This window comes from Ruminococcus sp. 1001136sp1, assembly GCF_039841815.1.
GTDB lineage: Bacteria > Bacillota > Clostridia > Lachnospirales > Lachnospiraceae > Blautia_A > Blautia_A faecis.
Genome location: NZ_JBDPGY010000023.1, coordinates 21,720 through 42,220 on the forward strand (window position 1 = coordinate 21,720; position 20,501 = coordinate 42,220).

Here is a 20,501-nt window from a genome sequence, read left to right on the forward strand (position 1 = left end):
ATGATTAAACAGTATAAGCTACGTTTTTACAATTTTAAACTAGTGATCCTTCTGACTGCGATCAGTCTGTTTGGAGTGCAGCTGGTAGCAAGTGCATCGCCAGATCTTCGAAATAAACAGCTTTTGGGTGTTGTGATGGGGCTTGTGTTGCTGGTGATCTTATCGTTAATGGATTATTCCTGGATATTGAATTTCCAGTGGATCATGTATGGTTTTAATCTGCTTATGCTTATTGGTGTACGATTGTTCGGAAGTGAGGCTGGAGGTGCGTCCAGATGGCTGGATATCGGTGGTTTCCGTTTTCAGCCTACCGAGCTTTCCAAAGTTATTATTATTCTGTTTTTTGCCAAGTTTTTTATGGATCATGAAGATGATATCAATACTTTCAGGGTGCTGGCAGAATCAGTGCTCCTTCTGGCTGTTCCATTGGCTCTTATTTATGCACAACCGGATATGAAAAATACCATTACGGTAACCATTATTTTCTGTATTCTGCTGTATATAGCAGGACTGAGCTACAAGATCATCGGAGGTGCGATCCTGATCGCGGTTCCCCTTCTGATCATATTTTTGTCTATTGTTGTGCAGCCGGATCAGACTTTGATCAAGGATTATCAGAGAACACGTATTATGTCTTTCCTTTACCCGGAAAACGAGGAATACCAGGAGGATATTGAACAGCAGAATAACTCGAAGACGGCGATTGCCTCCGGAGAACTGGTTGGAAAAAAACTTACCGGGGATGACCAGGTTTCTTCTGTAAATGCTGGAAACTTTGTTGCAGAGAACCAGACCGACTTTATTTTCGCAGTTGCCGGAGAGGAGTATGGATTTATAGGATGTACAACTTTGGTCGTATTATTGCTGTTGATTTCAGTTGAATGTATCAGGATGAGCCTTAGGGCCAAGGATCTGGCCGGGAAGATTATCTGCTGCGGAATTGGCAGTGTGGTAGCTATACAGAGTTTTTTGAATATCTGCGTTGCTACTGGACTGGCACCTAATACTGGTACGCCTCTTCCTTTTGTAAGTTATGGTCTGACTTCCCTGGTCAGCTTGTTTATTGGTATGGGGCTTGTGATGAATGTAGGTCTGCAGAGCAGTACTTATAATAAAGAACTTAAGAGAAAAGAAATTGATAAGAAAGAGGAATATTTATGACAGCCGCAAAAAAGAAGAACTCAAGACGTAAACAGGCAAGATTTCGAAGCTCCAGAAGAAAGAGAATCAGAAATACTGTTCTTTTACTGTTGCTTTTGGTTGTGCTTGGCGGTACTGGGATCGGTGCAATTTATGTTCTCCGAAATGGAACTGTTTTTGATAAGCTGGAGGATGCATATGTAGCTTCCAGAGAGTTTTCTGGTGGAATTACAGACTTAGACAGCCTGAGAGCTGATGGTTTTGCTAAGAACTTGTGTGTGGTCGTATCAGATGTTCCGATGGATGGTGTTTCCCTTGGGGAAAACCAGAAAGGACTTCTTCTGGATCTGGATGACAGAAAGGTGCTTTATTCCAAACAGGCACTTCAAAAGGTATACCCGGCAAGTATCACCAAGATCATGACAGCTATGCTGGCACTGAAATATGGAAATATGGATGACGTAGTAACTATTACACAGGAAAATCTGAATCTGGAGGAGGGGTCACAGGTTTGCGGCTTTTGGGCAGGTGACCAGGTGACTATGGATCAGCTTCTTCATTGTCTGCTGGTTTATTCAGGTAATGACGCAGCAGCGGCTATTGCAGAGCATGTGGGTGGTTCTACAGATGGGTTTGTGGAGATGATGAACAGTTATGCCAGGGAACTTGGCTGTACCGGAACTCATTTTACCAATCCTCATGGACTGCAGGATGAAAACCATTATACCACTCCCTATGATATCTATCTGATGCTAAAGGAAGCTTTGAATTATCCAGAGTTTACTCAAATTACACAGTCCGGATCTTATACAGTAGAATATACTCATGCGGACGGAAGCAGTGCAAGTACCACATTACTTGCCACAGACCATTATCTCACAGGAGAAGCTACCCCTCCTAAGAATGTGACTATTCTGGGTGGAAAGACCGGTACTACGGACAATGCAGGTAACTGTCTGGCGTTGCTGAGCCAGAATGCTTATGGAAAGCCGTACATTTCCATTGTAATGGGTGCCTCCACAAAAGATGAGCTTTATGAGCAGATGTCGTCCCTTTTGCAGAATATAAACTAGAGCCTGTTTGAAAAATCATTCCCGCAATCTGCACGCCCCACTTTGCGGTATATTTTGCCCGAATTCGGTTGCCGTAGCCCGCTACGGCGCCCTCATCCGGGTAAAATCTCCCACAAATCGTGACGCACATCTTGCAGAAAGCCTTTTTCAAACACGCTCTAGTACATCGTTTCGTAAATAACTACCCCAATCGCGTAGGATGTGGATTCGAGTGTGCAGGCATAGTTATTTCGAAAACGATGTACTAGTCAGTCGCTTTATGAATCGTAGCCACAATTGAGAAAAATAGACAGAAATATTAAAAAAACTCTTGAAAATTTAGAAAAATTATACTATAATATGAAACATATTAAACAAGGTTTTTGGTAAAAATTTAATATCATATTGTCTAAGGAGGAAAACATCATGGTTGAACTGATCGTAGGAAAGAAAGGCAAAGGCAAAACAAAAGTGCTCTTAGACAGAGTAAACGGTGCGGTGAAAGAAGCCAACGGAAGCATTGTTTACCTTGACAAGAGTACCAAACATATGTATGAGCTTAACAATAAGGTACGTCTTATTGACGTTTCCTCTTATCCATTGAAGAATGCAGATGAGTTCGTAGGTTTCATTTGTGGTATTATTTCTCAGGATCACGATCTTGAGCAGATTTATCTGGACAGCTTCCTTAAGGTTTCCAAGTTGGAAGACGCTGATGTTACAGATACACTTGATCAGCTGGACAAGATCGGTGAGAAATATGGAATTTCAATAGTTGTAAGTATTTCGCTTGACAAAGAAGAGATTCCGGAAGCATTACAGGATAAGATTGCAGTAGCATTATAATCTCGGATAATATGATATTGCAGCTATAAATTCAGTAAAACCAAATTAGAGGTACATAAGGACATGACTCGACTGTGGGTCATGTCCTTTTTTGAGGTGCGCCTTAGAACCTGTTTGAAAAATCATTCCTACAATCTGCACGTCCCACTTTGAGGGAGATTTTGCAGAAAGTCTTGTTTTGCGGTATGTTTCTGTGTTGATTTACAATAATAATATTATGTGAATTAAATGCGGTGATTACAACAATTGTACGTGTGAAGCAGATGTTAATCTTCACGCAGCTTTACAGCAGTGGCTGCCTGACGCCGTCTGGAATCGTCTAAGGCTGCATAATGCTTCTTGGTAGTATTCACGTCCTTATGGCCTAAAACGTCCGCTACAAGGTAAATATCGCCTGTTTCCTGGTAGAGGGCGGTGCCGTAAGTACTGCGGAGTTTATGAGGGGTGATTTTCTTGGTGGTGGTAACCTGGCGGGCGTATTTTTTAACCAGGTTTTCAACGGCCTGGACCCCAATTCGTTTGCGCTGGGTAGAGTAGAAGAGAGCGTGTTCGTGACCTTCTACAGGAATAATGTTCTTGCGTACTTCCAGGTAGTTTTTCAGAGCTTTTTCTACTTCGGGACCGAAATATACAACCATTTCATTTCCACCTTTTCGAGTAACCTTGATTCCATTATTTTTGAAATCTACGTCTTCTATGTCAAGACCTACACATTCAGAAACACGAACACCTGTTCCGAGCAGGAGAGTAACGAGAGCGAGGTCACGGTCTTTGGTTTTTTCATAATATACCTTTTTCTGACCGGTAAGGTCGTCCCCGCCGTGCTCAATATAATCCAGCAGCAAGGCAACTTCATCAGCTTCCAGGCGAATGATGCTTTTCTGATGAATCTTTGGAACGTCTACAAGGACGGTAGGATTTGTGTGAATCATTTCACGTTTAAAATAATATGCATAAAAACTTCGCAATGAGGACATTTTTCGCTTCAGACCACGTTCGCCATTGGTTTCCGTTTTATCCCCGGCCTGGTAAACTTTCAGGTATTCTTCATATTCCTCAAGATCAACGGCTGTGAGCTGATCCAGGACATCCACAGTAAAGGCATCTATAGACCAGTCCCTGAAGGCTGGATTTTGTTCCAGAAGAAACTGAAAGAAAATGCGGATGTCATATGCATAGGAAATTCTGGTTTTAGTTGTGGTACGCGGTTCAATGGCACGAAAGAAATCCCTGCAAAATGGCGGCAAGGTTTTCAGAACATCACGAAGCCGCAAGGTATTTTCAACGTCAGTCTGTTCGTGGTAGGTGACTTTTTTATCCATGAAAAATTCTCCTTTAGCAAGTAATAATGATAGCAATCTATATGAAAAACTCGGGTTTGTCGTATAGATCTAGATGAGGGGTATAACGCCGAATCAGCCACTTCTTCTGGCTGTTTTCGGCGTTTTTCAGAATTTCATTAAATGTTAAAATATAATTGATGGTTCGACTGCATTCATTATGCAGTTACAGACGATTCTGAACATCTGGCGCACCGGTTTCAATAAAGCTTGGCCGGTTTCGTTACAATTGCTGTTAATTTTACATGATCGATTCGTCCAACATCACTGTAAACGGTCCATCGTTTTCCAGTGAAATTTTCATATCAGCGCCAAAAATACCATGCTGAACAACTGGAACAACTTTTGCAGCTTCCTTTAGCATGTATTCATAAAGTTCATTTGCCTGTTCTGGCGCACCGGCTTCAATAAAGCTTGGCCGGTTTCCTTTTTTGCAGTTGGCATATAACGTGAATTGCGAAACCATCAAAAGCTCCCCATTTACATCTGCCAGGGAAAGGTTTGTTTTGCCATTTTCATCTTCAAAAATTCGAAGTCCTAGCATTTTTTTCATATATTTGTCTGCAATTTCCCTGGTATCATTCTGACCTATGCCGACCAGTACAAGAAAGCCCTTCCCAATATTTCCGATAACTTCACCATCTACTTTTACGCTTGCATGATTTACACGTTGTATTAAAAGCCGCATGTTAATTTCCGTCCTTTTTACTGTTTTGTTTCTGTCTGTACTCTTCTATCAATTGTCTGACTTTTTGATAAATTATCACAGAATATTTTTTTATAAGGATCCAGATTGTAGTCAGGATTTTCTGGATCGTTTTTAACAAAGTAAGGGTAAATTTCAACATTGCAGTGCGTCTGGGTGTCTCTCTCTTCTTCGGCTCTTCTGCCGGGAAAAGAACGGGTTCATGTGTTTCCGGATCCAGACAGTCAATGTTGGTGTATTTTTGCTCCTCATCTGGAACCTGCTTATAGATCAGGCTGATATGGACAAGCCTACCAAGTGCCGCGTAAAGCACTGCAAAAACAGGAACGCCAATGATCATACCTGGGATTCCAAAGATTCCACCGCCAATAAGGATGGCGACAATGACCAGAAAACTGGAAAGTCCTGTGGAATCACCAAGAATCTTCGGTCCAAGAATATTGCCGTCAAACTGCTGGAGAACAAGAATAAAAATTGCAAAATAAATAGCCTGCAGCGGATCCACCAATAAGATGAGAAAAATACTTGGGATTGCTCCGAGGTAAGGTCCAAAAAATGGAATTACGTTGGTTACACCAATGATCACACTGATCAAAAGTATATATGGCATATTCAAAAAGTTCATACCAATATAACACAATACGCCAATGATGGCAGAATCCAAAATCTTACCACTGAAAAATCCGATAAAGGTTCTATTGGTAAAACGCATGGAATGGATGATAAAATTCGCATGCTGGGTATTAAAAATTGCGTAGGTGAGCATTTTTGCCTTGGCAATGAATCCCTCTTTATCTGCCATCAGGTACAGGGAAACGATAGCTCCGATGAGGAAATTCTTCAGAAAATTAATTAATTCAAACACACCTGCGGAAATATTTTTTAGCATTTCCTGCATCTGCGGAAGGATATTCGTAGTCAGGTAGTCCTGCGCTGTGGTGATGGACTGATTCAAAGTGTCCAGTGCATCACTGTTCAGATTCCATTTCTCAATGAAAGACTGCAGCCATTTCTGAATAACCTTCACATAGGCTGGAAAACTGTAGATCAGACCCATAATACTTCGGATCAGTTCTGGCAGAATCATCATAATAAGGGCATAAATAAGAGCAAGGAAGAGAAACATACATAAAATTACGCATGCCCACCGAATTGCCTTGCGCCCCTTCTTTCCTACTGATACTTCCTTCCTGGCAAGAAGCGGATAAATGATTTTTTTCTCCAGGAAATTTAATACAGGGGTCAGTAAAAAGGCAATCACGACCCCATAAACAATAGGTGTGAGAATCCCCAGAAATGTCTGAATTCCTGTAATCAGTGTCTTCATATGGAAAACACCATAATAAAAGAGCATACTGGCTGCGATTACAAGGAAAGAAGTTACTCCCCAGCGAACATGTTGATTGTCCCAGCGTAATTTCATATTCTAATATCGTCCTCCTGAAACATGAATGCAAAATATGTGTTACTGTCTGCTGTTTGCACAGTAACCAATAAGTGTCTGTACTGTTATTTATTTAACAGCGATTGCTATCTATTATAACACAGTTTTGTCTCAATGTCTCATTAAAAAAATATAAAGTGGCGATGGCGTTTGAAAACAGGAACCGAAAACAGGAATTGAGATGCAACAAATTACAAAAGGAGCTCTCTTTCGAGAACTCCTTATTTTCACATGATTCTGTATATTATTTCTTAAGGTCATCAAAAATATGTATGGTATTGATAATCGCCTGGGCAGCACCTTCGATACCAAGCACACTGCTGTCAACGCTTAAGCTGTAGCCCGCTGCTGCACCCCATTTCTTATTGGTGTAGTAATTATAGTAACTTGCACGGCTCTTATCTGTTTTGGTGATCATATCTTTGGCTTCTTTAGGTGTCTTATTGTATTTGCCTGCAATACGCTTGATCCTCCAGTCCAGATCAGCATGAACAAAAACACTGAAACAGTCTTTATTATCTGCAAGAGCATAATCTGCACAGCGCCCTACCATAACACAGGGGCCTTCTGCAGCTAATTTCTTGATGGCTTCGAACTGTGCCAGGAAAACCTTGTGGTTCATAGGCATGTCTGTAAATCCAGCAGAAGAATATCCAAAAGAATAAGTATCCATTACAAGAGAATACAGAAAGCTGTTAGTTGGCCTCTCATCATGATTCTCAAATAATTCCTTGCAAATACCGCTGTCGTTTGCAGCATGCTCCAGAAGTTCTTTGTCGTAACACTTGATTCCAAAATATCTGGCTACTTCCTGACCAATCTGCCTGCCGGCGCTTCCATATTCACGTCCGATGGTAATAATTGAACTTGTTGTATTGTTCATATCTGCCACTCCCTTCTGCAATTCCTTTGTTACTGTTCACTTCGTGACTGGCAATTCATAGGAATTTTGTAAGATTATTATACACTACATCAGGGTAAACTGACAACTATTTTCTTAATTTTTCTAACAAATTGAGAAAATATTCTGGCAAAGGTGCGGAAAATTCCATATACTCTCCTGTTCTTGGGTGAACAAAGCCCAAAACCATGGCATGAAGAGTCTGTCCCTGGAGATGATAAGGATTTTTGCCTGAGCCATAGATCTCATCGCCAAGAAGAGGATGTCCAAGGCTGGTCATATGTACACGAATCTGATGGGTACGACCGGTTTCAAGGCGGCACTCGATATAAGTCGCATTCCCGAAACGTTCCAGGACTTTATAATGGGTGACAGCGTCTTTTCCATTTTTGTAGTTGATCGCCATTTTTTTCCGGTCAATTGGGTGGCGGCCGATCGGGCCTTCTACAGTACCTTCATCTTCCTTAAGATTACCTGCCACAATAGCCCGGTAACGCCGCTTGATAGTATGCGCTTTCAGTTGCTGGGCCAGATCACGGTGAGCCGTGTCATTCTTGCATACAAGAAGAGCTCCTGTAGTGTCCTTATCAATACGGTGGACGATTCCAGGACGCATAACCCCGTTAATACCGGACAGATTGCCCTGACAGTGGTACATAATAGCATTTACCAAAGTTCCGCTGGTGTGGCCATTTGCAGGATGGACTACCATTCCTTTGGGCTTATTTATCACCAGTACATCATCATCTTCGTATAAAATGTCCAAAGGGATATTTTCCGGAAGAATATCCGGTTCAGTCAGATCAGGCAGGGTTGTCTGAACCAGATCCCCTGCCTGTATTTTGTAGTTTGCTTTTACTGCTTTCCCATTGACGGTAACACCTTGTTCTTTCAGAAGCTTCTGAAGATAAGAACGGGAAAGTTCCTCATATTTATCGGAAAGACAGCGGTCTATGCGCACTCCTGCTTCATTTTCGGTTGCTGTAAATTCCAATTGCTCCATGTATCAGTAAAACTCCTCTCTCAATTACGCGGTATATGAAAAATCAGACAAATCAATTTACCTGGCAGATCTGTTCCCCGGTTTCAGAAAGTCAAAATCATTTTCTTCTGTATAACGGAAAAACATAAGAAATACCATCACTGTGATCCCACAGGTCACGTAAATATCTGCCACATTAAACGTGGGAAAATCAATCAGGGAAAAATAAATAAAATCTACCACATATCCACGGAAAACACGGTCTATAAAATTCCCCATTGCTCCAGCGAACACAATTGCCGCTGTATAAAGCAGTGGTCTATAATAAACAGTTGCAGGTGCTTTTATAAAAAGATATATAATAGCCACAAAAAACACAATACAGGTAAGCACCAGAAAAAGAATCTTATTCTGGAGAAGGCCAAATGCCATGCCTCTGTTTTCAAGGTAACGAAGGTTTAACACATTATCAATAAGAGAAATCCCGGAGGTTCCTTTCAGATACCTGATTGCAAGATACTTTGTTCCCTGATCCAGAAGAACCAGAAAAAGGATAAGCAGAATTCCTTTTAATTTAGGTGCTTTTAGTGGAAGATCATTGTAGTTTGAAGCTGTTTTATTTTCCATGATAGATTACCTGCAGATGGCGTGAATTCCCACAAGAAGCTCCTGATCCGTAACTGTCTTGTCAATAAAACTCTTTCCAAGACCATCCATAAGAATAAATTTAATCTGTCCCTGTTCCATTTTTTTGTCCTTTTTGGTAGCTGCAAGAATGTCTCTGGGAGAAAGTCCTTCCACATACAAAGGCAGACCGTAAAGCTTAAGGCTATGGCAGATCTGCTCGTATTCACCATTTGTGAGGAGACCTCTTTCCCTGGAAATGGCAGCTGCGGCAACCAGTCCGATTCCCACACACTGACCATGGAGAAGGTTAAAGTTCATCAGCTTTTCGACTGCATGTCCTATGGTGTGGCCAAGATTAAGAAGAGCACGCTCTCCCTGTTCCTTGGGATCCCGCTCTACAACCCCGGCTTTGATGGCACAGCATTTTCGGATCATAACGGCAAGCATTTCTGGATCCATAGTGCGGATAATCTTGTAATTTGCGCATACAAAGTCGAAAAAGTCTTTATCGCAAATTAGTCCGGTCTTTAGAATTTCACCCATTCCACAGCCAAATTCGCGCTCAGGGAGGGATTGCAAGGTGGCCATGTTCATATAAACCAGTCGGGGCTGATGAAAAGCGCCTACCATATTTTTAAACTGTCTGAAATCAACGCCAGTTTTACCGCCTACGCTGCTGTCCACCTGCGCCAGAAGCGTGGTAGGAATCTGGATAAAATCAATTCCACGAAGATAGGCTGCGGCACCGAAGCCGGATAAGTCTCCTGTTACTCCGCCTCCAAGAGCAACCACCAGACTTTTGCGGTCAAGCCCATTCTCAATAAGGCACTGGAAAAGATCCTGTACGGTATCAAGATTCTTGTATGCTTCTCCGGCGGGGAAAGTGAACTGGTATACATGATCGGATACTTTCAAAAGCTCTGCTTTCACCTGGTCTGCATAGAGAGGTGCTACTGTGGAATCTGAAACAATACACATGCTTTTCCCTGCAAGACCTTCGTCTGTCAAGGCCTGTGAAAGAAAAGAAAAGTCATTTTCAAAATAAATGGGATAACAGAACTCCCCGTCACGTTTTACAAGTAATTTTTCTTCTGCCATAGTTAAATCCTCTCCAAATGTATTATTGTTTATACGTATTTTCGAATGCGGACACCAAGGCGTCCTTTCTTTGTCTGTCTGGATACACCATCATAGATAAAGCGTCCTTTGCCGCGAACGGAAATAATATCGCCTTCTTTTGGCTCATATCCATTGGAGGTGATCAGTTTGCCGTTTACAAACACAAGACCGCTTTCAATAAAAGAAACCATGCTGCTTCTGGACGTCTGAAAAGCCAGCCCGATGAGAGCATCCAGCCTTACAGAAGCGCAGGTACCATTTATCATTTCAAATTCAGGTTCCGGAATCTCTTCTGCCTGCTCTACTCTGGAAACCAGAACGGTAGTATGTTTTACCCGAATAAGATTTTCAATAAAAAAGTCAGACATTTTATGAAGGCAGAAAAACCAGGCTTCTTTATCCTTGATGAGGATATCACCAACTACACTGCGGTCAACTCCAAGATTCAGGAGCGCTCCAAGATAATCTCTATGTCCAAGCTCCTCAGAAAAACGAAGAGCCTTGGGCTCTATTTTCAGGCAGTCAATAGGATAATCCCAGGAAAAACCAAGGCCTCCGGGGAAAAAAGCTGCCATCTGCCGTTCTGCATGCTCATAGCCACCGAAAAGCTTTACCTCTACGCCTATCTGATGAAGCTTAAGGGAAACAAGCATATTTTGTTCGTTTAAGTTAAGAAAATCCGTAAAGGTGACAATATCTCTCTGGTAAGAGAGATTTGCCAGCTCCCGGATTCTCTTAAGTAAAAATTCATCCTTATCCATAAAAATCAATAACCAGCTCTTACAGAAGGTGTAGCGCCGCCAAGAATATTCTGAAGATCACCAGTGATATCTACAGAAGAGGGACCAAGTACGAAGATGTAGCTGGAAATCTTCTGAAGGGAACCATTCAGGGAATAACATGCGCCAGATGCAAAATCAATAATACGCTGTGCAAGTTCTACATCAATACCCTCCAGATTCAGAATTACAGTTGCATTGTCAAGAAGTGTGTCTGCAATTTCCCGGGTGTCCTCCATGGAAGCAGGTTTGATCACACAAACCTCCATAGAAGAAGCCTGATTCGCACGACGGCTGCTTCTCATCGGAGTGATTTTGGAAGAAGCTACAGGGCGCTGCTTCTCAGCTGGCTGTTTCGCAGGAGCCTTGGCAGCAGTCTTTGGTGTTGCTGTATGTACAGGTTCTTCGTCAAAGGAAGTATCTGCGTCAGCCAAATCATCCTCTTTCTTACGACCGAATTTCTCGAAGAATTTCTTCTTAGGCTTGTCATCCATGGGATCGTCATCAAAGAAATCCCCCTCTTCGTCATCCATCAGATCCTCATCTAAATAATTATCTTCATCATAATCGTCATCATTCAGTTTAATAGAATCTAATAATTTATCAAAAACGCTCATTTTCAATCTCCAATCTTAATCTTCTTGCCGTGTGGCATAATTTCGTTCACCAAAAATACCGGTTCCCACACGTACCATGGTTGAGCCTTCCTGGACAGCAACCTGATAATCTCCGGTCATACCCATACTCAGAACACTCATGTTAACATTATTAATGTTTTTTGCATTAATGTCAACACTTAATTTCTTCAATGTGCGAAAAACTTCACGATTTTCTTCTGGATTTTTCACAAATGGGGCAATGGTCATAAGTCCCATCACTTTTATATGGGAAAATATGCTGATTTTCTCAAGAAGAGGAAGCACCTCATTCGTCGCTAATCCGAATTTGCTTTCTTCCTCTGCTACATTAACTTCCAGCAGAATCGGCATAACAAGATCTTTCTTTGCAGCTTCCTGCTCAATGGTCTGGGCAAGGCGAAGGGAATCTACCGAGTGAATCATGGCAACCTTGTCAATAATATATTTTACTTTATTGCGCTGCAGATGACCGATCATGTGCCACTGGATATCTGATGGCAGCTGGTCATATTTATCCATGATCTCCTGCACTTTATTTTCTCCAAAAACACGCGCACCGGCATCATACGCCTCCTGAAGCATGGAGACCGGTTTGGTCTTACTTACTGCCACCAATGTGACTTCACCTGGGTCACGGGAAACAGCAGCACAGGCTTTTTCAATATTTGCATTTACCTGCTGTAAATTTTCAGCTAACATTTATAAGCCTCCTTAAAAATAGTATATGTTAAACTTAGTAGAGAATATCCTGCTCTTTTACCTGGGAGGAGTCTCTGGCAATGCGGTCATAGCGGGAAAGTCCGTAGGATGTATTACTGGAAATAATGGCATATTCTTCATTCTGATCCAGTATATCTACCTGACGGAATACCGCATACCCTTGATTGATGCAGTAAACGCCTTCCAGAGAATCTGTTTCGCCTACAATAAAGCGCTGGTTGGAGTCATCTTTTACAATAGCATCTCCTTCCTTAAAAGCGCTTCTATCCACGTAATAATTGTAAGCTTCATCGGCAGAATCATCATCTAACTCAATTTTAACTTTACCGTAGATTGTAGCATTGATAAAGGTTCTTACGTTATTTCCGCTGGAATCTTTGGAAATCTTGTTAAAGCCTACACTTCCGCTGTCAGGATCAGTCGTGGCATATTCTGCCGGAATTACGTAAAAATCCTTGGATTCAATAGCGGAAAGGGGAATCTTAAGACCGGTTACTGTATTGGTAACCAGCTCAATATCCAGAAAACGGTCAGATGCATAGCGGATCAGACCGCGGCTGAAGTCAATTTTTCCATATTTGTTACCATCGATTTTTATGATGGAAAAATCGCCGCTCTGTGTCATATCATCCTTGAGAAATTTCACACGAATGGTGGAACGTCCCTCCAGCTTGGCGGCCTGTTTGTCGCTTAATGGAATGATCAGGCTCCATAATTCGCTGGTAATATTTGTATAAATGTTATCTCCGGCCTGCACCTTTTCGGATGTCTTCAGATCCGTTTCATGGTAAGAAGTCTGGTCAAAATCTGCTGCTGTAATGTTCTCCACAGTCTTATTCTCATAACCGTCCATAGAATAGAGGATAATGCCGTCTTCCTGGGCTTTACAGATATTCTGTCCACCGATGGTCACTACTTGTGAATCTGCATTCCCGTCAGTGGAAATTCCCTCATACTGAAGGATGCTTCCCTCCAGCTGGTTCTTAAAACTGTAGGTGTTGTTAAATTTACTTCCGGAAAATCCCTTGGAAAAGCTGAGCATAGAACTGCGGATTTTCTCCAGTTCGTCCGCAGTCAATGCAGACTTGGTTTCTGCAATTTTTCCGGAACTTAATCCGTAAACAGCACCGTTGGCATTGATCTTACTTCCCTCCCGGGCATAATAATTCACATAACCGGAGGATTCTGCCTTAAAAACACTCTCTTCCCGAAGAGAAATACCAGTGTAGGTCTCGTTTCGTGATAAAGGACCTGTGGTAACCTGGTAAGATTCGATGTGTGTGGAGGTTACAAGTAAAAATGCAGTAAAAATCATATATAATAACAATACACCAAAAGCAACGGTGGCAATATTCAGTCCGAATATGTTCTTTAACTGGACAAAAAGTCCTGCCATTTTGCCAGGCTTGTTAGATTTCTTCTCGGACAAGCGGATTCCCCCTTTGTTTTTGAGTCGGGCTCTGAATTTTCATACCAAACAATTGTACCATTTTTTGTCGGTGAACACAAGGAAAAGAAAACGAAAAGTGTGTGAACAAAGCTGGAAGCTGTGAACAGCCTGCATATCAAAAAACGAACATATTTTCAGAATATCTGTTTGCTTAATTAAGAAAAATATGGTATGATAAGAAAAAGTTGAATGAATTCCGGAGGAAAACTCTTATGACATATGGTAAAATCAGCAAAAAACAGCAGGAAATTTTAGAATATATTAAAAGTGAGATTCTGAACCGCGGATTCCCGCCAGCAGTTCGTGAGATTTGTGAAGCTGTAAATCTGAAGTCTACATCATCTGTTCATGCCCATCTGGAAGCTCTTGAGAAGAACGGATACATCCGCCGCGATGCCACGAAGCCAAGAGCCATAGAGATCATTGATGACAATTTCAATCTTGTCCGCCGTGAAGTGGTCAATGTTCCGCTTGTAGGTACCGTAGCCGCCGGACAGCCTATTCTGGCTGTAGAGAATGTAGATGGCTACTTCCCCATCCCGGCAGAATTTATGCCCAATGAACAGAGCTTCATGCTGAAGGTAAAAGGCGACAGCATGATCAATGCAGGAATCTTCGATGGTGATCAGGTTCTGGTAAAGCAGCAGCCAACTGCAGATAACGGCGACATTGTAGTTGCCCTGGTAGAGGACTCTGCCACAGTGAAGACCTTCTATAAGGAGAAGGGCTACTACCGCCTTCAGCCAGAGAATGACACTATGGATCCCATTATCATTACAGGAGAAATCCAGATTCTGGGTAAAGTATTTGGTGTCATGCGTTTTTACCAATAGTCATAAAAAATTTCCCCTTTAGCAAACAATTGCTGTTTCCAGACAATTGTTTACCAAAGGGGACTTTTTTATTTCTCTAAAAACGCATCCATCTCCAGAACCTTTCCATCTCTCCAGATTCTCTCCAGATCATAGAAAAGTCGGTTTTCCTCATCAAACACATGCACGATCACATCGCCGTAATCCATGAGAATCCAGCTGGAATTGCGGTTTCCCTCAATCTGCTTCGCCTCAAAGCCAGCGCGTCCAAGCTGCTCCTCCACATTATCGACGATCGCCTGAACCTGATTGGAGTTTGTACCGCTTGCGATTACGAAATAATCTGCAATTACAGAAACATTATGAATATCAATTATCTTAATATCCTGTCCCTTTTTATCATCAATTGCCTTGCAGGCAATCTGTGCCATCATTTTCTCTGTACTTACTGTACTCATTCTGATCTGCTCCTTTCTTAATAATGCATATACTGACCTAATATTATTTTAAATTCCTGCGAGAACAAAAGGCTTTAAAAGTGAAATAATATCCTCTGTCAGGTGGTACCTGGCCTTCGCTCGTGCGAAATATCTCGCATCTCGTAGAATGTTAATTCGCCAGTATATGCGGAGTATTAATTATCAGATACGTTATTACGCTTATTATGCAATTCTTTATAATAAATATAAGCCTCCTTGGAAGTTGGCTCAATATCATCGGCAGAATCTTCTTCCAGATACTCCAGGGTATCTTTTAGGATCTCATACATACACTCATCCAGGTCTTCAAACGCAAGTTTGCGAATTTCCGGTAAACGGCTTGCTTTATAACGCATGGGCTCAATATAATCTGCAATATAAATAATCTTTTCAAGAAGACTCATTTCACGTCTGCCAGTTGTGTGATAATTGATGGCAGAAAGAATCTCCTGATCGTCAATCCCATATTTCTCGTGAGCAATATAAGCTCCAAGACGGGAGTGGAGAAGAAACGGGTGACTTCTCTCAAAATCGGAAACCGGAATATTGTGTTCGCTGCACATCTTCAGTTTTTTCTTATTGGGAATGCATTTGGCGCAATCGTGAAGAAGACCGGACACCTGTGCATCTTTGATATCATATCCATGGACCATAGCCAGACATGCGCTGGTGTACATAACGCCCATGGTATGCTGGAAACGATCCTCATCCAGGTATTTGGAAAGTTTTTTTTCAATTTTTGCAAAATCGTAATCTGCCATGGTCAGACTTCCTTCTTTCTGTAAATTCCATTCTCTTTCATGTAAGAAATCACCTTATCCGGGACGTAATATTTCAGACTTTTTTCTTCTGAAATCCACTGACGGATCTGATGACTGGACACATCAATATTCATAGTATCCAAAAGGGCAAAATTTCCGTTGTACCTTGCAGAAAGACGCTGGATTTCCCGATTCAGTTCAGCGTAGGACGCATGATCCCGGACAGCCACCACAAGAGTACAGGCCCGACAGATCCGCTCTGGTTCCATCCATTCGTCAAAAGCAAAAAGAGAATCTGCACCAATGATAAAATAATAGTCTGTGTCCGGATTGTATTCTTTTAGCTCTTCCAGAGTGCGATAGGTATAGGTATACCCGGTCTCGTGCATTTCTGCAAGAGACAACTCAAAATGGGGATTATCTTCAATTGCAAGCCGGACCATATCCACACGCTGGTTATCAGAGGCTCTGCCAGCACGGTCCCGTTTATGAGGCGGGTTGCCGGAAGGCATAAACAGAACCTTATCCAGCTGGAATTGCTCATAGCTCTGCTCACCCAGGATCAGATGTCCCATATGGATGGGATCAAAGGTACCGCCCATGATCCCGATTTTTTTTCGATTATTTTGGCAGTTCAATTTTCTTTTTCTCTTTTTTACCTTCGCGGTATAATACGATCTTCTTACCGATCACCTGTACAACCTGGGAATGGGTGCGCTCTGCAAGAACCTGTGCCATTTCCTTAGGATCCTCCAGACAGTTCTGAAGCACACTGATTTTAATCAGCTCTCTCGCTGCAAGTGCTTCGTCAACAGCCTTGGTGTTTTCCGGTGTAAGACCGCCCTTGCCAAGCTGGATAATGGCATCCATTTTCATTGCCAGACTTTTTAAATATGCTCTTTGCTTACTTGTCATAATTTATCTCCTGAATACCTGCTGAATAGCTGCTATTTATTTATAATAATCAAATTCAAATCCATACATACGAACCGTATCACCCTCCTGAATACCGGCGTTTTCCAGTTCATCCAGAATGCCGCCCTCTTTCAGGAAACGCTGGAAAAAGGCGAAGCCTTTCTCAGAATCCAGATTGGTATAACCAAGCATTTTCTCGATACGTGGTCCTTCTACGATAAATACAGAGGGATCTTCCTCATCAACCTGTACGGTAAATGGAAGGCTCTCATTGATCAGCATATCTTCCGGGAAGAATTCCTGCTCGAATACGATTGCTTTCTTCGGACAACTGTCCAGAAGTTCCTTGATATGGAAAAGAAGCTCGCGTATACCCTGTCCGGTAACTGCAGAAATGGGATATACTTTGATACCTTTTGGTTCAAATTCTTTGCGAAGTCTGTCTACAGGATTCTCCTGACCGTCGTCAAAAATACAGTCCACTTTATTGGCTGCAATTACCTGAGGACGCTTTGCAATTTCCGGATTGTATTTCTCCAGTTCTTTGGTAATCTTATAAATATCATCAATAGGATCTCGTCCCTCTGTGGAAGCTGCATCCACAATGTGCACCAGAACTCTGGTACGCTCAATATGGCGAAGAAACTCATGACCAAGACCGACTCCTTCAGAAGCACCTTCGATCAGTCCAGGGATATCTGCGATGATAAAACCGCCATTCTCAGTATCTACAACACCAAGGTTCGGGCTTAAGGTTGTGAAATGATAGTTGGCAATTTTCGGTTTCGCATTTGTAACACGTGAGAGAAATGTAGATTTACCAACATTAGGAAAACCTACCAGTCCTACATCTGCGATCACCTTTAGCTCCAGAAGCACTTCAAGCTCCTGAAAAGGCTGTCCAGGCTGGGCATATTTGGGAACCTGCATGGTAGGGGTTGCATAATGCTGATTTCCCTTACCGCCGCGTCCACCGCGCAGAACGATCTGACGACGATTGTCACCGGACATGTCTGCAATTACCTTACGGGATTCAGCCTCCATGATAACAGTACCTTCCGGTACCTTTAATATAATGTCGGCACCGTCGGCACCGTGGCAGCGCTTTTTGCCGCCCTCCTGACCGTCTTCTGCCTTATATTTTCTTTTATGACGGTAATCACCGAGGGTATTCTGTCCCTCGTCAACTTCAAAAATGACGTCTCCGCCCTTGCCGCCGTCGCCGCCATCCGGACCGCCGTCAGGTACATATTTTTCCCTGCGGAAGCTTACATGGCCGTCGCCGCCCTTACCGGAACGGATATATATGGTAGCTCTGTCTGCGAACATTAAATCTCCTTTATAAGAAAAGGCTCCAAACCTTTATAGATTTGAAGCCTCCTGCTCTACGAATTACTCTGCCTCTACTGGTACGATAGAAACCTGTTTCTTATCGCGGCCTTTTCTGGTGAATCTTACAACACCATCGGTCAGTGCAAATAATGTATAGTCTTTTCCGCATCCTACGTTCTCGCCTGCATGGATCTTAGTTCCGCGCTGTCTGTAAAGGATGTTGCCGGCTTTAACAAACTGTCCGTCTGCTCTCTTCGCACCTAATCTCTTGGACTCGGAATCACGACCGTTCTTTGTGGAACCAACTCCTTTTTTATGTGCGAATAACTGAAGGTTCATCTTCATCATTGTTGTTACACCTCCTTGACTCTTACTGTCAAATATCGATTGTTATAACTATGCTCAATTTCTGTTAATCCAAGAATCAGGGAATCCATAAGCAGTTTCCCGCGCTCAGTATTCGGATTTGTTTTAAAATGGATGGATACATATCCCTCATCCGCTTCCGCTTCAATCTGCTCTTCCGTAAATTTCTCAAGAGAATTCACAGTAGTAATGATCAAGGCTGATACGGCAGCACATACAATATCCTGTCCCTCTTCGGCATAGCCTGCATGTCCTTTGGACAGAAAATCCAGATAAGAGCCTTTTCTCTTCTTAACTGTAATATTGATCATAACAGCACCTGATTAAGCGTTGATCTTTTCGATTTTAACTTTGGTGTACTGCTGTCTGTGACCGTTTTTCTTGTGATATCCAGTTTTTCTCTTGTACTTGTAAACGATGACTTTTTTAGCCTTTCCGTTCTCAACTACAGAAGCGGTAACACTGGCATCCTTAACGTCTTCTCCAACCTTTAATCCGTCATTACTAACTGCAATTACAGAATCAAAAGTAACGGTTTCACCAGCTTCAACTCCGAGCTTCTCAACTCTGATTACGTCGCCTTCAGCAACTTTGTACTGTTTACCACCTGTTGCAATAATTGCGTACATTTGTGGCACCTCCTATAGACTTTACTCGCCAAATATGGTGGTCTCTCGACTCTTAAACCTCTTTGTGCGGCATACTCGATTATAATAACAGGGAGATTTGGTTTCGTCAAGAGGTTTTGCGAAAAAAATTGTAAAAAAATAAAAATGAAAATCCATATTTCGGGTTTTCTGCTTATAATAATTTCGAAAATACGAAAAAGAAATTTCTTATAGTTTTACTTAGAGAGTGTTTGAAAAATCTCCTGACTTTATCTGCCTGATTTCCTCGATTACCGGTTTTCTGACTTTCTTTCGTGTCATCTCCAGAATGTGAAGCGGTGTAATATCTATGGCTTTACATTTCACCGGATCCTTCCTCAGATATTTCTGCAATACATGAAAAAGCTCGTCGTTATGATCTGGGTTTGTCATATTGATAAAATCAATAAGAATAATTCCGGACAGGTTGCGAAGCCGCAGTTGTCGTGAAATTTCCTTAGCTGCTTCCAGATTGATTTTGCGATAGGTTTCTTCGGCTTTTTTCTTTCCGGTAAATTTCCCGCTGTTTACATCGATGGAGACAAAGGCTTCTGTCTGCTGGATCACAATAAACCCGCCGCTGTTCAGCCAGATTTTTTCCTTTTGAACCTCATCCAGCGCGTTTTCCATGCGGGAAAGCTTGTATAACGGAAGAAGCTTGTCCTGATAAAAACGGGCTTTGCTTTCTTCCTCCGGACTTGTTTCTTTCAAATAAGAAGTGATCTGCTGAAAAATTTCAGGATCATCTGTTACAATGTCTGTGAGATTTTCGCTGTAAATATCACGGAGAGTGGTAAGGTAAACCGGTTCTGTTTCGTAGAGAAGGCTGAAACAGGTGCGGCTTTTGCCGTTGACAGCAACTTTTTCATACAGTGATTTCAGATAAGAAAGTTCCTGAAGGATTTCAGCCTTTTCAGCCTGGGCTGCGTTGGTGCGGACAATCAGGCCATATTCCTTATCCGGACGTGCAGCCTCTGCTTCCAGCCAGCCGGATAAAGTGTGGCGTTCTGAACCAGAGAGCTTACCGGATAGTCCGAACTTTTTTTCTCCTGTGGTGAGCACCAGATACTTACCGGTAAAATTTAAGTTTGCAGTCAGTGCGGGCAGCTTGCCCTTCATGGCATCACGGCTTACCTGCACCAGAATCTGGTCACCCGGACGCAAGGGACTGCCAGGTGCTTTCCCGGAGGCATAGATAACCTGCTCTGCTTCCTGAAGAGGAAAATAACCGCGTACTCCAGGTGCAATAAGAACAAATGCTGCCTGGATATTAGAAGCAATATTTTCCACCTGTCCTACATAAATATTTCCGAGAATGGACTGTCGGGCGGCTGCCTCCAGGCGAAGCTCCATAATCTGACCTTCTTCCTCGATTGCACAGGCATGACATTTGTTACCGCAAAGTTCCATGGTTGTTAGAATTAATTTCGTCACTTGATTCACCT

At 42.3% G+C, this 20,501-nt stretch carries 24 protein-coding genes and 2 pseudogenes; 5 read left to right on the forward strand and 21 right to left on the reverse strand.

Translation table 11 applies throughout. The annotated features are described in order from the left end of the window. The gene (locus ABHC48_RS17120; protein ID WP_148463016.1) at nucleotides 1–1,161 is read left to right on the forward strand and encodes an FtsW/RodA/SpoVE family cell cycle protein; all 1,161 of its coding nucleotides are present in this window, start codon (nucleotides 1–3) and stop codon (nucleotides 1,159–1,161) included. Next, nucleotides 1,158–2,213 carry a D-alanyl-D-alanine carboxypeptidase family protein gene (locus ABHC48_RS17125; RefSeq protein WP_118580218.1) on the forward strand — a complete coding sequence of 352 codons (1,056 nt, stop codon included), beginning with the start codon at nucleotides 1,158–1,160 and terminating at the stop codon, nucleotides 2,211–2,213. Before ABHC48_RS17120 ends, ABHC48_RS17125 begins: the two co-directional genes overlap by 4 nt. Before the next feature lie 40 nt (nucleotides 2,214–2,253). Here ABHC48_RS17125 and ABHC48_RS17130 read toward each other — a convergent pair. After that, nucleotides 2,254–2,304 (reverse strand): annotated as a pseudogene (locus tag ABHC48_RS17130) (DUF6783 domain-containing protein); the annotation flags it as partial. Here ABHC48_RS17130 and ABHC48_RS17135 point away from each other — a divergent pair. Together ABHC48_RS17135 and ABHC48_RS17140 are read left to right on the forward strand one after the other, a co-directional pair. Then, nucleotides 2,281–2,394 (forward strand): annotated as a pseudogene (locus tag ABHC48_RS17135) (DUF6783 domain-containing protein); the annotation flags it as partial. The pseudogenes ABHC48_RS17130 and ABHC48_RS17135 sit on opposite strands and share 24 nt — an antisense overlap. Before the next feature lie 224 nt (nucleotides 2,395–2,618). Then, on the forward strand, nucleotides 2,619–3,038 hold the full coding sequence (locus tag ABHC48_RS17140; RefSeq protein WP_118580215.1) for a twitching motility protein PilT: 420 nt from the start codon (nucleotides 2,619–2,621) through the stop codon (nucleotides 3,036–3,038). A 266-nt stretch (nucleotides 3,039–3,304) separates the two neighbouring features. Here the strand turns inward: ABHC48_RS17140 and ABHC48_RS17145 are convergent, their stop codons facing one another. From ABHC48_RS17145 to ABHC48_RS17195, 11 genes are all read right to left on the reverse strand, one after another. Further along, entirely contained in the window at nucleotides 3,305–4,360 is a 1,056-nt protein-coding gene (locus tag ABHC48_RS17145) for a tyrosine-type recombinase/integrase (protein WP_118580212.1), read from the reverse strand. A 259-nt stretch (nucleotides 4,361–4,619) separates the two neighbouring features. Further along, nucleotides 4,620–5,066: a D-aminoacyl-tRNA deacylase gene (gene dtd, locus ABHC48_RS17150; RefSeq protein ID WP_148463019.1), complete on the reverse strand. Its 447-nt coding sequence runs from the start codon at nucleotides 5,064–5,066 to the stop codon at nucleotides 4,620–4,622. Nucleotide 5,067: 1 nt separating this feature from the next. Then, nucleotides 5,068–6,507 carry an AI-2E family transporter gene (locus ABHC48_RS17155; protein ID WP_118580206.1) on the reverse strand — a complete coding sequence of 480 codons (1,440 nt, stop codon included), beginning with the start codon at nucleotides 6,505–6,507 and terminating at the stop codon, nucleotides 5,068–5,070. Between the two features lie 265 nt (nucleotides 6,508–6,772). Then, a complete protein-coding gene (locus ABHC48_RS17160; protein WP_118580203.1) occupies nucleotides 6,773–7,411 on the reverse strand; it encodes a cytidylate kinase-like family protein in 639 nt (212 codons plus the stop codon). Nucleotides 7,412–7,517: 106 nt separating this feature from the next. Beyond that, nucleotides 7,518–8,432 (reverse strand): RluA family pseudouridine synthase, encoded by a 915-nt coding sequence (locus ABHC48_RS17165; RefSeq protein WP_118580200.1) that lies wholly within the window; start codon nucleotides 8,430–8,432, stop codon nucleotides 7,518–7,520. 57 nt (nucleotides 8,433–8,489) lie between these two features. Then, nucleotides 8,490–9,038, reverse strand: a complete 549-nt coding sequence (gene lspA / locus ABHC48_RS17170) for a signal peptidase II (RefSeq protein WP_195700248.1) — start codon at nucleotides 9,036–9,038, stop codon at nucleotides 8,490–8,492. Between the two features lie 6 nt (nucleotides 9,039–9,044). Continuing rightward, nucleotides 9,045–10,136 carry a 3-dehydroquinate synthase gene (gene aroB / locus ABHC48_RS17175; protein WP_118580194.1) on the reverse strand — a complete coding sequence of 364 codons (1,092 nt, stop codon included), beginning with the start codon at nucleotides 10,134–10,136 and terminating at the stop codon, nucleotides 9,045–9,047. Nucleotides 10,137–10,165: 29 nt separating this feature from the next. Next, nucleotides 10,166–10,918 carry a YlmH/Sll1252 family protein gene (locus tag ABHC48_RS17180; protein ID WP_118580331.1) on the reverse strand — a complete coding sequence of 251 codons (753 nt, stop codon included), beginning with the start codon at nucleotides 10,916–10,918 and terminating at the stop codon, nucleotides 10,166–10,168. A gap of 5 nt (nucleotides 10,919–10,923) precedes the next feature. Continuing rightward, on the reverse strand, nucleotides 10,924–11,553 hold the full coding sequence (locus ABHC48_RS17185) for a cell division protein SepF (protein WP_118580191.1): 630 nt from the start codon (nucleotides 11,551–11,553) through the stop codon (nucleotides 10,924–10,926). A gap of 15 nt (nucleotides 11,554–11,568) precedes the next feature. Next, the gene (locus ABHC48_RS17190) at nucleotides 11,569–12,273 is read right to left on the reverse strand and encodes a YggS family pyridoxal phosphate-dependent enzyme (RefSeq protein WP_118580188.1); all 705 of its coding nucleotides are present in this window, start codon (nucleotides 12,271–12,273) and stop codon (nucleotides 11,569–11,571) included. Nucleotides 12,274–12,307: 34 nt separating this feature from the next. Continuing rightward, nucleotides 12,308–13,723, reverse strand: coding sequence for an HlyD family efflux transporter periplasmic adaptor subunit (locus tag ABHC48_RS17195; RefSeq protein WP_243110373.1), 1,416 nt, complete (start codon nucleotides 13,721–13,723; stop codon nucleotides 12,308–12,310). Nucleotides 13,724–13,956: 233 nt separating this feature from the next. Here ABHC48_RS17195 and lexA point away from each other — a divergent pair, with 233 nt between their 5' ends. Beyond that, nucleotides 13,957–14,577 (forward strand): transcriptional repressor LexA, encoded by a 621-nt coding sequence (lexA, locus tag ABHC48_RS17200; protein ID WP_148463022.1) that lies wholly within the window; start codon nucleotides 13,957–13,959, stop codon nucleotides 14,575–14,577. 68 nt (nucleotides 14,578–14,645) lie between these two features. Here the strand turns inward: lexA and rsfS are convergent, their stop codons facing one another. The 9 genes from rsfS to ABHC48_RS17245 form a co-directional block, all read right to left on the reverse strand. Further along, nucleotides 14,646–15,014, reverse strand: a complete 369-nt coding sequence (gene rsfS / locus ABHC48_RS17205) for a ribosome silencing factor (protein WP_118580185.1) — start codon at nucleotides 15,012–15,014, stop codon at nucleotides 14,646–14,648. Nucleotides 15,015–15,190: 176 nt separating this feature from the next. Then, nucleotides 15,191–15,796, reverse strand: coding sequence for a bis(5'-nucleosyl)-tetraphosphatase (symmetrical) YqeK (yqeK, locus tag ABHC48_RS17210; protein ID WP_118580182.1), 606 nt, complete (start codon nucleotides 15,794–15,796; stop codon nucleotides 15,191–15,193). Between the two features lie 2 nt (nucleotides 15,797–15,798). Continuing rightward, nucleotides 15,799–16,434, reverse strand: a complete 636-nt coding sequence (gene nadD, locus ABHC48_RS17215) for a nicotinate-nucleotide adenylyltransferase (RefSeq protein WP_226815140.1) — start codon at nucleotides 16,432–16,434, stop codon at nucleotides 15,799–15,801. Continuing rightward, entirely contained in the window at nucleotides 16,418–16,711 is a 294-nt protein-coding gene (yhbY, locus tag ABHC48_RS17220) for a ribosome assembly RNA-binding protein YhbY (RefSeq protein WP_118580179.1), read from the reverse strand. Before yhbY ends, nadD begins: the two co-directional genes overlap by 17 nt. Nucleotides 16,712–16,747: 36 nt before the next feature. Further along, nucleotides 16,748–18,040: a GTPase ObgE gene (gene obgE / locus ABHC48_RS17225; protein ID WP_195700249.1), complete on the reverse strand. Its 1,293-nt coding sequence runs from the start codon at nucleotides 18,038–18,040 to the stop codon at nucleotides 16,748–16,750. 63 nt (nucleotides 18,041–18,103) lie between these two features. After that, a complete protein-coding gene (rpmA, locus tag ABHC48_RS17230; protein WP_015542711.1) occupies nucleotides 18,104–18,391 on the reverse strand; it encodes a 50S ribosomal protein L27 in 288 nt (95 codons plus the stop codon). 5 nt (nucleotides 18,392–18,396) lie between these two features. After that, nucleotides 18,397–18,720: a ribosomal-processing cysteine protease Prp gene (locus tag ABHC48_RS17235; RefSeq protein ID WP_118580173.1), complete on the reverse strand. Its 324-nt coding sequence runs from the start codon at nucleotides 18,718–18,720 to the stop codon at nucleotides 18,397–18,399. Nucleotides 18,721–18,732: 12 nt separating this feature from the next. After that, entirely contained in the window at nucleotides 18,733–19,038 is a 306-nt protein-coding gene (rplU, locus tag ABHC48_RS17240; protein WP_118580170.1) for a 50S ribosomal protein L21, read from the reverse strand. A 219-nt stretch (nucleotides 19,039–19,257) separates the two neighbouring features. Beyond that, nucleotides 19,258–20,490 carry a ribonuclease E/G gene (locus ABHC48_RS17245; RefSeq protein ID WP_270414470.1) on the reverse strand — a complete coding sequence of 411 codons (1,233 nt, stop codon included), beginning with the start codon at nucleotides 20,488–20,490 and terminating at the stop codon, nucleotides 19,258–19,260. Between the last annotated feature and the right edge of the window lie 11 nt (nucleotides 20,491–20,501).

Excerpts from the sequence above, each read along its gene's own strand:
- ABHC48_RS17160 (WP_118580203.1), bottom strand. The coding sequence starts at position 7,411 with ATGAACAATACAACAAGTTCAATTATTACCATCGGACGTGAATATGGA.
- ABHC48_RS17140 (WP_118580215.1), top strand. The coding sequence starts at position 2,619 with ATGGTTGAACTGATCGTAGGAAAGAAAGGCAAAGGCAAAACAAAAGTG.
- aroB (WP_118580194.1), bottom strand. The coding sequence starts at position 10,136 with ATGGCAGAAGAAAAATTACTTGTAAAACGTGACGGGGAGTTCTGTTAT.
- rpmA (WP_015542711.1), bottom strand. The coding sequence starts at position 18,391 with ATGATGAAGATGAACCTTCAGTTATTCGCACATAAAAAAGGAGTTGGT.
- ABHC48_RS17120 (WP_148463016.1), top strand. The coding sequence starts at position 1 with ATGATTAAACAGTATAAGCTACGTTTTTACAATTTTAAACTAGTGATC.
- ABHC48_RS17145 (WP_118580212.1), bottom strand. The coding sequence starts at position 4,360 with ATGGATAAAAAAGTCACCTACCACGAACAGACTGACGTTGAAAATACC.
- rplU (WP_118580170.1), bottom strand. The coding sequence starts at position 19,038 with ATGTACGCAATTATTGCAACAGGTGGTAAACAGTACAAAGTTGCTGAA.
- dtd (WP_148463019.1), bottom strand. The coding sequence starts at position 5,066 with ATGCGGCTTTTAATACAACGTGTAAATCATGCAAGCGTAAAAGTAGAT.
- ABHC48_RS17235 (WP_118580173.1), bottom strand. The coding sequence starts at position 18,720 with ATGATCAATATTACAGTTAAGAAGAGAAAAGGCTCTTATCTGGATTTT.
- ABHC48_RS17190 (WP_118580188.1), bottom strand. The coding sequence starts at position 12,273 with ATGTTAGCTGAAAATTTACAGCAGGTAAATGCAAATATTGAAAAAGCC.
- ABHC48_RS17155 (WP_118580206.1), bottom strand. The coding sequence starts at position 6,507 with ATGAAATTACGCTGGGACAATCAACATGTTCGCTGGGGAGTAACTTCT.
- rsfS (WP_118580185.1), bottom strand. The coding sequence starts at position 15,014 with ATGAGTACAGTAAGTACAGAGAAAATGATGGCACAGATTGCCTGCAAG.
- ABHC48_RS17165 (WP_118580200.1), bottom strand. The coding sequence starts at position 8,432 with ATGGAGCAATTGGAATTTACAGCAACCGAAAATGAAGCAGGAGTGCGC.
- ABHC48_RS17180 (WP_118580331.1), bottom strand. The coding sequence starts at position 10,918 with ATGGATAAGGATGAATTTTTACTTAAGAGAATCCGGGAGCTGGCAAAT.
- yhbY (WP_118580179.1), bottom strand. The coding sequence starts at position 16,711 with ATGACAAGTAAGCAAAGAGCATATTTAAAAAGTCTGGCAATGAAAATG.
- lexA (WP_148463022.1), top strand. The coding sequence starts at position 13,957 with ATGACATATGGTAAAATCAGCAAAAAACAGCAGGAAATTTTAGAATAT.
- ABHC48_RS17125 (WP_118580218.1), top strand. The coding sequence starts at position 1,158 with ATGACAGCCGCAAAAAAGAAGAACTCAAGACGTAAACAGGCAAGATTT.
- yqeK (WP_118580182.1), bottom strand. The coding sequence starts at position 15,796 with ATGGCAGATTACGATTTTGCAAAAATTGAAAAAAAACTTTCCAAATAC.
- ABHC48_RS17185 (WP_118580191.1), bottom strand. The coding sequence starts at position 11,553 with ATGAGCGTTTTTGATAAATTATTAGATTCTATTAAACTGAATGATGAC.
- obgE (WP_195700249.1), bottom strand. The coding sequence starts at position 18,040 with ATGTTCGCAGACAGAGCTACCATATATATCCGTTCCGGTAAGGGCGGC.
- lspA (WP_195700248.1), bottom strand. The coding sequence starts at position 9,038 with ATGGAAAATAAAACAGCTTCAAACTACAATGATCTTCCACTAAAAGCA.